General features: G+C 72.0%; 10 protein-coding genes. 3 read left to right on the top strand and 7 right to left on the bottom strand.

Going from position 1 to position 10,540, the window contains the following annotated elements; genetic code table 11:
• Nucleotides 1–240: 240 nt before the first annotated feature.
• On the bottom strand, nucleotides 241–846 hold the full coding sequence (locus HMPREF0591_RS26785; protein ID WP_007171908.1) for a riboflavin synthase: 606 nt from the start codon (nucleotides 844–846) through the stop codon (nucleotides 241–243).
• A gap of 117 nt (nucleotides 847–963) precedes the next feature.
• On the opposite strand from HMPREF0591_RS26785, the gene HMPREF0591_RS26790 reads away from it, so the two are divergent.
• Both HMPREF0591_RS26790 and HMPREF0591_RS26795 read left to right on the top strand, forming a co-directional pair.
• Nucleotides 964–1,671, top strand: a complete 708-nt coding sequence (locus tag HMPREF0591_RS26790; RefSeq protein ID WP_007171909.1) for an LppX_LprAFG lipoprotein — start codon at nucleotides 964–966, stop codon at nucleotides 1,669–1,671.
• Nucleotides 1,668–3,224 carry an MFS transporter gene (locus HMPREF0591_RS26795; RefSeq protein ID WP_007171910.1) on the top strand — a complete coding sequence of 519 codons (1,557 nt, stop codon included), beginning with the start codon at nucleotides 1,668–1,670 and terminating at the stop codon, nucleotides 3,222–3,224. The genes HMPREF0591_RS26790 and HMPREF0591_RS26795 overlap by 4 nt, the downstream gene beginning before the upstream one ends.
• Nucleotides 3,225–3,241: 17 nt before the next feature.
• On the opposite strand, the gene ribD is transcribed toward HMPREF0591_RS26795, so the two are convergent.
• The 4 genes from ribD to fmt all read right to left on the bottom strand — a co-directional run bounded on the left by ribD (nucleotide 3,242) and on the right by fmt (nucleotide 7,326).
• Complete coding sequence (ribD, locus tag HMPREF0591_RS26800) at nucleotides 3,242–4,264, bottom strand: bifunctional diaminohydroxyphosphoribosylaminopyrimidine deaminase/5-amino-6-(5-phosphoribosylamino)uracil reductase RibD (RefSeq protein ID WP_007171911.1); 1,023 nt, start codon at nucleotides 4,262–4,264, stop codon at nucleotides 3,242–3,244.
• Nucleotides 4,261–4,950: a ribulose-phosphate 3-epimerase gene (gene rpe / locus HMPREF0591_RS26805; RefSeq protein ID WP_007171912.1), complete on the bottom strand. Its 690-nt coding sequence runs from the start codon at nucleotides 4,948–4,950 to the stop codon at nucleotides 4,261–4,263. The genes ribD and rpe overlap by 4 nt, the downstream gene beginning before the upstream one ends.
• 61 nt (nucleotides 4,951–5,011) lie before the next feature.
• Nucleotides 5,012–6,397 carry an RsmB/NOP family class I SAM-dependent RNA methyltransferase gene (locus HMPREF0591_RS26810; protein WP_007171913.1) on the bottom strand — a complete coding sequence of 462 codons (1,386 nt, stop codon included), beginning with the start codon at nucleotides 6,395–6,397 and terminating at the stop codon, nucleotides 5,012–5,014.
• Nucleotides 6,394–7,326: a methionyl-tRNA formyltransferase gene (gene fmt, locus HMPREF0591_RS26815; protein WP_040624212.1), complete on the bottom strand. Its 933-nt coding sequence runs from the start codon at nucleotides 7,324–7,326 to the stop codon at nucleotides 6,394–6,396. Before fmt ends, HMPREF0591_RS26810 begins: the two co-directional genes overlap by 4 nt.
• A gap of 170 nt (nucleotides 7,327–7,496) precedes the next feature.
• Between fmt and HMPREF0591_RS26820 the strand changes: the two genes are divergently transcribed.
• Nucleotides 7,497–8,309: a class I SAM-dependent methyltransferase gene (locus HMPREF0591_RS26820; RefSeq protein WP_007171915.1), complete on the top strand. Its 813-nt coding sequence runs from the start codon at nucleotides 7,497–7,499 to the stop codon at nucleotides 8,307–8,309.
• Here HMPREF0591_RS26820 and HMPREF0591_RS26825 read toward each other — a convergent pair.
• Together HMPREF0591_RS26825 and HMPREF0591_RS26830 are read right to left on the bottom strand one after the other, a co-directional pair.
• Nucleotides 8,306–8,794, bottom strand: a complete 489-nt coding sequence (locus HMPREF0591_RS26825) for a MarR family winged helix-turn-helix transcriptional regulator (RefSeq protein WP_007171916.1) — start codon at nucleotides 8,792–8,794, stop codon at nucleotides 8,306–8,308. The two genes, HMPREF0591_RS26820 and HMPREF0591_RS26825, sit on opposite strands and share 4 nt — an antisense overlap.
• A 128-nt stretch (nucleotides 8,795–8,922) precedes the next feature.
• A partial coding sequence (locus HMPREF0591_RS26830; protein ID WP_083802078.1) for a primosomal protein N' occupies nucleotides 8,923–10,540 on the bottom strand: 1,618 nt, incomplete at its 5' end.

A 10,540-nucleotide genomic window follows, 5' to 3' on the forward strand; every position in this document is an offset into this window, starting at 1 on the left:
GCCCCCAACGCCACCAAGAGCGTGAAGAGTCGAGTTCAGCGCGATAGCCGGCCCTGGTGGACGGCTTCGTCATTTCGGTTTGCCCACCCCGGTCGGCGTGGGCGGCGCGCTCCAATCGGATAACCGCTACGTTGGACATTGCTCGATGTCGGTTGTTCAATCGCACTGTGTTGCAACCGATTTAAATGCCAGTCGGGTGTCTTGTAAGCCTGAGCGTGCGCCGCAGCAGTACGGCGGCGGCTAGCCACTATGCGTCATCAACCGCTCGACGTATTTCGCGATCACGTCCACTTCGAGGTTGACCTGCGTTCCTACCGGGGCGCGCCCCAGCGTGGTCAGCTCCCGCGTCGTGGGGATCAGCGATACCTCGAACCAGTCCCCCGGCCCGGTGCCGAGCCCGGAGACCGTCAGCGAAATCCCGTCGACGGTGATCGACCCCTTTTCGACGACGTAGCGGGCGACCGCCGGGGGGATCCCGATGCGCACCACTTCCCAGTGTTCGGACGGCGCCCGGCCCACCACCTCGCCGGTCCCGTCGACGTGCCCCTGCACGATGTGCCCGCCGAGCCGGCTGTTGACCGCCGCGGCGCGCTCGAGATTGACCGGGCTACCGACCTGCAAGGCGCCCAGGTTGGACCGGTTGAGGGTTTCTTCCATCACGTCGGCGGTGAATTGCCCGTCGGGCAGCAACTCGACGACGGTGAGGCAGACGCCGTTGACCGCGATCGAATCGCCGTGCCCCGCGTCCGAGGTCACCACCGGGCCGCGGATCGTCAGCCGTGCCGCGTCGGCGAGCACGTCGCGGCCCGTCACCTCTCCGAGTTCCTCGACAATTCCGGTGAACATGCCATCAGGCTAATCGGCGGCCGAGAGGCCGCGGTCGCGCCGGTGAGCAGGCCAAGGTCCGACGCGGCGGCCCTGTGTCTCCCGAGCCGGTCGCCGGGACCCTCTACGATGCAAGGTATGCAGACCCGCCGCCGTCTATCGGCCGTCCTCGCATCCCTGACCCTCGCCACCGCCTTGATCGCCGGCTGTTCGTCGGGCTCGAAGCAGAGCAGCGCACCGCTACCCGACGCCACGACCCTGGTCAAGCAGTCGGCCGACGCCACCAAGGCCGTCAAGAGCGTGCACCTGGTGCTGAGCATCCAGGGCAAGATCCAGGGGCTGCCCATCAAAACGCTGACCGGTGACCTCACCACCGCGCCGGCCACCGCCGCCAAGGGCAACGCCACGATCACCCTGGGCGGCTCCGACATCGACGCGAACTTCGTGGTCGTCGACGGCAACCTCTACGCGACGCTGACGCCCAACAAGTGGAGCGACTTCGGCAAGGCATCCGACATCTACGACGTGTCGGTGCTGCTCAACCCCGACACCGGGCTGGGCAACGCGCTGGCGAACTTCAGCAACGCCAAGGCCGAGGGTCGCGACACCATCAACGGCCAGAACACCATTCGCGTCAGCGGGAACGTGTCGGCCGACGCGGTGAACAAGATCATGCCGCAGTTCAACGCGACGCAACCCGTCCCGAGCACGGTGTGGGTCCAGGAAACCGGTGACCACCAGCTGGTTCAGGCCAACCTGCAGAAGAGTTCGGGCAATTCGGTCCAGGTCACCCTGTCCAATTGGGGCGAGCAGGTCCAGGTCACCAAGCCCCCGGTGAGTTCATGAGTTCGCAGACCGGGCGCCGCGTCGCGATCAGCGCCGGCAGCCTGGCGGTCCTTTTGGGCGCGCTGGACGCCTACGTGGTCGTCACGATCATGCGCGACATCATGAGCGACGTTCACATCCCGATCAACCAGCTGCAGCGCATCACCTGGATCATCACGATGTACCTGCTGGGCTACATCGCCGCCATGCCGCTGCTGGGCCGCGCCTCCGACCGGTTCGGCCGCAAGCTGGTGCTGCAGGTCAGCCTCGCCCTGTTCATGGTCGGCTCGGTGGTGACCGCGCTGGCCGGGCACTGGGGCGACTTCCACCTGCTGATCGGCGGCCGCACCATCCAGGGTGTGGCCAGCGGCGCGCTGTTGCCGGTGACGCTCGCCCTGGGCGCCGACCTGTGGGCACAGCGCAACCGCGCCGGCGTACTGGGCGGCATCGGCGCCGCGCAGGAACTCGGCAGCGTGCTGGGCCCGCTGTACGGGATCTTCATCGTGTACCTGTTCCACGACTGGCGCTACGTGTTCTGGATCAACGTCCCGCTAACCCTGATCGCGATGGCGATGATCCAGTTCAGCCTGCCGTCGCACGAGCGCGTCGAGGACCCCGAGCGGGTCGACCTGGTCGGCGGTGTGCTGCTCGCGGTCGCCCTGGGCCTCGCCGTGATCGGCCTCTACAACCCCCAGCCCGACGGCAAGCAGATCCTGCCGAGCTACGGGTTGCCGCTGGTCATCGGGGCGGTGGTGGTCGCGGTGCTGTTCCTGCTCTGGGAACGGTTCTCGCGCACCCGGTTGATCGAGCCAGCGGGGGTGCACTTCCGCCCCTTCCTGGCCGCGCTGGGGGCATCGCTGGCCGCGGGCGCGGCGCTGATGGTGACCCTGGTCGACGTCGAGCTGTTCGGCCAGGGGGTGCTGCAGATGGACCAGACGCAGGCCGCCGGGCTGCTGCTGTGGTTCTTGATCGCGCTGCCGATCGGGGCCGTGCTGGGCGGCTGGATCGCCACCCGGGTCGGCGACCGGGTGATGACCTTCGTGGGCCTGCTGATCGCGGCGTACGGCTACTGGCTGATTCACTACTGGCGCCAGGACGTGCTGAGCCAGAAGCACGACATCTTCGGGGTGTTCAGCGTCCCGGTGCTGCACGCCGACCTGTTGGTGGCCGGTGTGGGCCTGGGCCTGGTGATCGGGCCCCTGACGTCGGCCGCCCTGCGGGTGGTGCCGTCGGCCCAGCACGGCATCGCCTCGGCGGCGGTGGTGGTGGCCCGGATGACGGGCATGCTGATCGGCGTCGCCGCGCTGAGCGCGTGGGGCCTGTACCGGTTCAACCAGATCGTCGCGGGGTTGACGGCCGCGATACCGCCCAACGCCTCCCTGCTGGAGCGGATCGCGGCCCAGGGGACGATGTACCTCAAGGCGTTCGCGATGATGTACGGCGACATCTTCAGCGCCACCGTGGTCATCTGCATCGTCGGTGCGCTGCTCGGCCTGCTGATCGGCGGCCGCAAGGAACACGCCGAGGAGCCCGAAGTTCCCGAACCCCAAGCCGTTTCGCTAGGCGAGCGCTAAACCCCCTAGTCGGGGCGTTAGTCGCGGCGCGGCACCAGGCTGAGCAGCAGGTCCGGGCCGACCCGGTCGACCCCGTCGAACTGCCAGCGCAACGCCCGCGCGATGGTGGGCACCCCGACGTCGTCGACCGCGGAGACCGGGCCGCCCAGCAGCATCGGCGCGACGTAGACCAGGATGCGGTTGACCACCCCGGCGCGCAGGAAGGCGCCCGCCAGGGTGGGGCCTCCCTCCAGCAGCACGTCGGTGCGATCCGAAAGCGCCTTGATGACCTCCATCGGATCGTGCGTGCGGATCACCATGGTCCGCGAGTCGTCGTTGAGAACCTTTGCCTCCGATGGGATTTCACGCATGCCGACCACCACGCGCAGCGGCTGCCGAGCGGCGAGCGAGCCGTCGGGCAGCCGGGCGGTCAACGTCGGGTCGTCGGCCAGCACGGTCCCGGTGCCGACCACGATCGCGTCGGCGGTCGCGCGGCGGCGATGCAGGTCCAGCCGCGAGGCCTCGCTGGAAATCCATTGACTGGTGCCGTCGGCGGCCGCGCTGCGGCCGTCGACGCTGCTGGCGTACTTCCACGTCACGTGCGGCGATCCGGTCCGCTGCTTGTGCAGCCACTCGCGCAGCGGGCCCCCGGCCACCTCGTCGGCCAGCACCCCGCCCGTCACCTGCACGCCCGCCTCCGCCAGCCGGGCCGCGCCGCCCGCCGCGGCCGGATTGGGGTCGGCGACGGCGTAGACCACCGTCGCGACCTTCGCCTCCAAGAGGGCGTTGACGCACGGCGGCGTCCGGCCGTGGTGGTTGCAGGGTTCGAGCGTGACCACCGCGGTCCCGCCGGCCGCCAGGTCGCCGGCCCGTCGCAGCGCCAACACCTCGGCGTGGTCGCCACCGGCGGGCTCGGTGCCGCCGACGCCGACGACCACGCCGCCGGCGTCCAGGACGACCGCCCCGACCGGCGGGTTCGGATAGGTGGTGCCCTTGACCTGCTTCGACTGCTCGATCGCCAGCCGCATGGCCGCGTCGAGGCCGTGGGCGGGCTGGCTCATCGGCGCAGGTGCGGTGACACGGCGGCGGCCTGCCTGCGCAGCGCCGCCACGGCGGCCTCCGGGTCCTCCGCGCCATAGACGGCCGAGCCGGCGACGAAGCAGTCGACGCCGGCCTCGGCGGCCTGCTCGATGGTGTCGTCGTTGATGCCGCCGTCGATTTCGACCAGGATCGTCAGCTCCCCCGCGTCGATCAGCTTGCGTGCGGTGCGGACCTTGCTGAGCACCTCGGGGATGAAGCTCTGGCCGCCGAAGCCCGGCTCCACGGACATGATCAGCAGGGTGTCGAACTGCGGCAGGATCTCCAGGTACGGCTCCAGCGGGGTTCCCGGCTTGACGCTGATCCCCGCCTTGGCGCCGGCGGCGCGGATGTCCCGCGCCACCCCGACCGGATTGTCGGTGGCCTCGGCGTGGAAGGTGACGTTGTAGGCGCCGGCCTCGGCGTAGCCGGGCGCCCAACGATCGGGGTCCTCGATCATCAGATGGCAGTCCATCGGGATGGTGGTCGCGGCCAGCAGGCTTTCGACCACCGGCAGGCCGATGGTCAGGTTGGGCACGAAGTGGTTGTCCATCACGTCGACGTGCAGCCAGTCGGCGCCGACCACCGCGGCCGCCTCGTCGGCCAGCCGCGCGAAATCGGCGGACAGGATGGACGGCGCGATGAGCGGCCTACCGGGGTTGCCAGCCATGTGCGCCACACTATCTGCGGCGCAGGGCTGCCGCGGCAACACCCAGCGGTTCGCAGCCGCCCTACCCCGCCTCGCGGCGCAGGGCTGCCGCGAACATGGCGTCGGTGCCGTGCCGGTGCGGCCAGAGCTGGACGTACGGCCCGTCCCCCAGCCCGTCGACGGGCTCGAACAACGGCCGGGTGTCCACGGCGCACACCGGGTGCCGACGCAGCGCGTCGGCGACCACCCCCACGGTCTCCGCGAGGTGCGGCGAACAGGTCGCGTAAAGCACCACACCGCCGGGCCGGGTCAGCGCGATCGCGGCACCGAGCAGTTCGCGCTGCAGCTTCGCGAGCGCGGGCACGTCGGCGGGCTGGCGACGCCACCGGGCCTCGGGCCGGCGCCGCAGCGCCCCCAGGCCGGTGCAGGGCGCGTCGACGAGCACCCGGTCGAAGGCCGGCTCGAGCCCAGTCTGCCGCCCGTCGACCCGCAACACGTCGACCGCGAGCCCGCGGGTGTTCTCGACCACCAGGTCGGCCCGGCGCGGGGCCGGCTCCACCGCGGTGACGCGGGCCCCGGATCCGGCGCCGAGCGCGGCCAGCAGCGCGGTCTTGCCGCCCGGCCCGGCGCACAGGTCCAGCCACCGTCCGGCGTCGTCGACCGGTACCAGCGTCAGCGCGCGGGCCACCAGCTGGCTGCCCTCGTCCTGGACCAGCGCGACGCCGTCGCGCACCGGCGCCAGCCGCCCCGGATCGCCGCCGGGCAGGTACACCGCGTAGGGCGAATACCTGCCGACCGTGCCGCCCACCGCCTCGGCCAGCTCCGCGGCGGTCAACACCCCGGGGCGGGCGGCCAGGTGCACCTGGGGGCGCCCGTCGTCACTGGCCAGCACCGCGTCCAGCTCGCCGGCGGCCGGCCCCAGCGCGTCGGCGAAGGCCTGCGCGATCCAGCGCGGGTGCGCGTGCACGAACGCGGCGTGCCCGACGGGGTCGCGCGACGGGTCGGGCGCCAACTCCTCGACCCAGGACTTCTCGTCGCGGGCGGCGACGGCGCGCAGCACGCCGTTGACGAATCCCGCTCGGGCCGAGTCGAATTCGATACCGGCCTGTTCGACGGTGGTGGACACCGCGGCGTACGAGTCGACCCGGGTGCGCAGCAACTGATAGGTGCCGAGCCGCAGCAGGTCGAGCAGCACCGGGTCGATGGTGTCCGGCGAGCGGCCGGCGGCGGCTCCGATGACCGCGTCGAGCAGGCCCCGGGTGCGACAGGTCCCGTACGCCAGCTCGGTGGCGAACGCGGCGTCGCGGCCGCTGATCTGGCGCTCGCGCAGCAGCGCGGGCAGGGCCAGGTTGGCGTAGGCGTCGCGCTCGCTGACTGCCCGCAGCACCTCGAACGCGGCGGCCCGCGCGGGGTCGAGCGGCCGGCGCCGCTTGCCGCGCCCGCGGTTCGGCGGTCGGGGCGGGCTCATGTCGCGCGCGCCGCAGGGTCGAGCCGAGCGCCGCGCGCCCAATCGACGGCGTTCATGAGTTTCTTTCCGGGGGGCTGTATTTGGCCCAACCGCACGGCTTGCGAACCCGTCCCGATCCAGACGTGCTTGCGACCGACGTGAATCGCGCCGGGCGCCAACGGTTCTGGGGCGTCCGGATCGATCTGCAGCGGGCCGACCTTGATGCGCGCGTCGCCGATCAGTGTCCAGGCGCCCGGGTTCGGCGTGACCGAGCGGATCCTGCGCTCGACGACGAGCGCGGGCAGATCCCAGCGCACCCGGGCCTGTTCGACGGTGATCTTCGGGGCGATGCTGACGCCGTCGGCGGGCTGCGGCCGCGGCGTCAACGTCCGATCGGCGATGCCGTCCAGCGTGGTCGACAGCAGCGCCGCACCCGAAACGGCCAGTCGCTCAAGCAGTTCGCCGGCGGTGTCGGTCGGCCGGATGGTCTCGGTGACGACTCCGTAGATGGGGCCCGAGTCCAGGCTGGGCTCGATCCGGAACGTCGTCGCCCCGGTGATGGTGTCCCCGGCCGCGATCGCCGCCTGCACCGGTGCCGCCCCGCGCCAGGCGGGCAGCAGCGAGAAGTGCAGGTTGATCCACCCGTGCGGGGGCACGCCGAGCAGGCCGTCGCGCAGCAACGCACCGTAGGCCACCACCGCGCAACAGTCGGGTGCCAACGCCGACAGTTCGGCGACGAACTCGTCGGCGTTCGGCCGCGCCGGCCGCAGCAATGGGATGCCGCGCTCGAGCGCTTCGCGCGCCACCGGCGAGGGCTGCGGCTTGCCGTGCCGGCCGACCGCCGCGTCGGGCCGCGTCAGCACGGCGATCACCTCGTGGCGGGGCGAGTCGAGGAGGCGGCGCAGCGCGGGCAGCGCGGGTTCGGGGGTGCCGGCGAAGACGAGACGCACCGGCACAGTCTAGAAAGCCGCGGCCGCCACGCGGCCGTAAGTTGCGCACGTTTACTATTTCTGATGCATACTGTTGCTGAAGGCCATTTTCTGATGAGCCCGACCGCACTGCCGTGCTAGTGACAACGAGGTCGAGTGGGCAGCCCTTTCCTTACCCCCAAGGAGGTCTGATGACTCTCGACACCACGATCAGCGAAGCCGCCCCTCACCGCGCGGTATGGGCGCTCGGCGACTACGCCCTGATGGCCGAGGAAGTGATGGCCCCGCTGGGCCCCGTCCTGGTCAAGGCCATGGGCATCGGTCCCGGCATGCGGGTGCTCGACGTCGCGGCCGGCTCGGGCAACATCTCGCTGCCCGCCGCCGCGACGGGCGCCGACGTCGTGTCCAGCGACCTGACCCCCGAGCTGCTGCAGCGGTCTCGGGCCCGGGCCACCGCCCAGGGCCTGGCGATCGACTACCGGGAGGCCAACGCGCACGCGCTGCCCTTCGGCAACGGTGAGTTCGACGTCGTCATCTCCGCGATCGGCGTGCAGTTCGCGCCGGAACAGCAGCGGGCGGCCGACGAACTGGTCCGCGTCTGCAAACCGGGCGGGACGATCGGCGTGATCAGCTGGACCCCGGAGGGATTTTTCGGCCAGATGCTCGCCACCATCCGCCCGTACCGGCCCAGCCTGTCGCAGGCGGTGCCACCCGCCGCGCTGTGGGGACGGAAAGGCTACGTCACCGGCCTGCTGGGCCGGCGTGTCGGCCGGATGACGGCGGTGCGCGGAATGCTGGAAGTGAACCGGTTCGACAGCGCCGAGGCCGTGCACGCGTATTTCAAGAACCACTACGGCCCGACGATCGAGGCCTACGCCAACATCGGCCACAACCGCGTGCTGTCCGCCGAGCTCGACGCCCAACTTCTCGAACTGGCGCAGCGCCACCTCACCAACGGCACCATGCAGTGGGAGTACCTGCTGATCACCGCCGAGAAGCGTTAGAGATCGATGTCGGCGTCCATGTGCACGTCCGGCTCACCGCCGGCCGCGGTGAACGCGGTCAGGGCCCGCACCAAGCCGTGCCGCTCCGGCGGCGGCATCTTCTCCACGATGGCCGCGATTTCGCTGCGCCGGTACGCCGTGACCTGACGAACGACCTCCCGCCCGCGCTTCGTCAGCGCGGCGAGCAGCTCGCGCCGGGACGTCGGGTGCGGTAGCCGGTCGATCAGCCCGGCCGCGACCAGGCGGTCGACCATCCGCCCGGTGGCGGAGGGTTGCACCCCGAGCAGGCCGGCCAGCGTGGCCAGGTTGACCGGGCCCCGATTGGACAGGATCACCAGCGTCCGGAATTGCGGAATCGTAATGGTCTCGTCGACCTGCCCGATCGAGCGTGCCGATATGGCGACCAGCAACCGGGAAGCCGTCAGCAAAGCGTCGGTGATTACGTCGAGCGACTCGTCCGCCGTCGTCGCTTTGTCCGCTGCCATCTCGCCCCTTCTCCGGACTGTCTCCGGCGTATCGGCGGCTAAAGAACGGGAAGGATGTGGGCCTTCCAACGTCGTAGTCACGAATTATTTCCGACGCATACTATCTCCTCGGGCAGGATTTGGCGAGGTCACCCGATGTGCAGGGGATCGATCTGCACCCGGACCGGCTCATGGGCCTGACGGGCGGAAAGCACGCTCACCCCGCGACGCAGCGCCGCGGCCAGCGCCAGGCCCTGCTCACGGCGGGCGCGCACCAGCATCCGCGTCACCGGCGTACCGGCCGGCGTTCCCGCAGGCCGGCGCACACCGGCCGGCAAATCCACCGGCCCGAGCACGTCGGCGCCGTCGGGCAGCCCCGCCTCCTCGAGCAGCGCCGCCACCGCCTCGGCGGCGCCGTCCAGCGCCGCCATGTGCACGCTTGGCGGCAGACCCACTTCGGTGCGCGCCGCCAGGTCCGCCTCGGCGTGGCCCACCGGATCCCAACGGATCAGCGATTGCACCGTGGGGATCGACGATTCGGCCACGGCCAGCACCACCCCACCGTCGCCGCGCGCGCGCACCAGCGCCGCCGCGCTCATCCACCGCCACAGCGCGTCCTCGGCGGCACGCAGGTCCTGCCGGCCCAACAGCGCCCAGGTGTCCAGCAGCAGCGCCGCCCCGTAGCCGCCCGCCGCGACCGGCTCCGCCCCGGGGGTGGCCACCACCAGGGCCGGGCCGGCGGCGACCTCCGGCACGACGCCGTCGCCCGACGAGGTGACCACCGCGGTACCGGGGAAGGCCCGCCCGAGTTCCTCGGCGGTGCGGCGCGCCCCGACGACCACCGCGCGCACCGCGTCCGACCCGCAGCGCGCGCACCGCCGCGTCGGGTCGATCCGCCCGCACCACCGGCAGACCAGCGCCGGGCCGCCCCGCTGCGGGGACTCGGTGAGCGAGAGGGGCCCGGTGCAGTGCCGGCACCGCGCGATGGTGCGGCAGCGCGCGCAGGCCAGTGACGGGACGTAACCGCGCCGCGGCACCTGTACCAGCACCGGCGCCGCGGCCTGCAGCGACGACCGGGCGGCGCGCAACGCGATCGACGGGATGCGCGCCGTGCGGGCCGCCGGGTCGCGCTCGTCGGCGTAGCCCGTGTCGTCGAGGGCGATCACCCGCGGCGTGCGGGCGCGCACCACCGCCCGGGTCGCGACGATGTCGTGCGCCCACCCGCTGCGCACCAGCGCCTGCGCTTCGGCGGTGCGCGCGTAGCCCCCGATCAGCGCCGCACACCGCGCCTGGTGCGCCCGCAGCATCGCCACCTCCCGGGCGTGCGGGTAGGGCGCCCGCGGCTCCGCCAGGCTGTCGTCGGCGTCGGCCCACACCATGACGAGGCCCAGATCGCTCAGTGGCGCGAAAACCGCGCTGCGCGTGCCGATCACGAGTCGCGCCTGCCCGCGCAGCGCGGCGAGCCACCGCCGGTAGCGGGCGGCCGGTCCCAGCCCCGCCGACAGCGCCACCACGCCGCCCTCGTCGATCCGCGCGGTCGCGGCCCGCGCCAGCGCGTCCAGGTCGCGCTGGTCGGGCACGATCGCCAGCACCGAGCGCCCGGCGCGGATGGTCTGCGCGGCCGCCTCGGCGAACCGGTCCGCCCACGACTCCCCCGGCAGCGCCTGCCAGACCGCCCGCGCGGCCCGGGACTCGGCCAGGGCGTCCAGGAACTGGGCGCCGCGGCCGTACACCTCCCACGCCGCCGGGTCGACGCGCGCGGGCACC

Origin of the sequence: Mycobacterium parascrofulaceum ATCC BAA-614, from assembly GCF_000164135.1 — a bacterium.
In the GTDB taxonomy this organism is placed as follows: Bacteria; Actinomycetota; Actinomycetes; order Mycobacteriales; family Mycobacteriaceae; genus Mycobacterium; species Mycobacterium parascrofulaceum.

What these genes read in the sequence shown, in the direction of transcription:
- HMPREF0591_RS26785 (WP_007171908.1), bottom strand. Translation starts at nt 846, where the DNA reads ATGTTCACCGGAATTGTCGAGGAACTCGGAGAGGTGACGGGCCGCGAC.
- HMPREF0591_RS26790 (WP_007171909.1), top strand. Translation starts at nt 964, where the DNA reads ATGCAGACCCGCCGCCGTCTATCGGCCGTCCTCGCATCCCTGACCCTC.
- HMPREF0591_RS26795 (WP_007171910.1), top strand. Translation starts at nt 1,668, where the DNA reads ATGAGTTCGCAGACCGGGCGCCGCGTCGCGATCAGCGCCGGCAGCCTG.
- ribD (WP_007171911.1), bottom strand. Translation starts at nt 4,264, where the DNA reads ATGAGCCAGCCCGCCCACGGCCTCGACGCGGCCATGCGGCTGGCGATC.
- rpe (WP_007171912.1), bottom strand. Translation starts at nt 4,950, where the DNA reads ATGGCTGGCAACCCCGGTAGGCCGCTCATCGCGCCGTCCATCCTGTCC.
- HMPREF0591_RS26810 (WP_007171913.1), bottom strand. Translation starts at nt 6,397, where the DNA reads ATGAGCCCGCCCCGACCGCCGAACCGCGGGCGCGGCAAGCGGCGCCGG.
- HMPREF0591_RS26820 (WP_007171915.1), top strand. Translation starts at nt 7,497, where the DNA reads ATGACTCTCGACACCACGATCAGCGAAGCCGCCCCTCACCGCGCGGTA.
- HMPREF0591_RS26825 (WP_007171916.1), bottom strand. Translation starts at nt 8,794, where the DNA reads ATGGCAGCGGACAAAGCGACGACGGCGGACGAGTCGCTCGACGTAATC.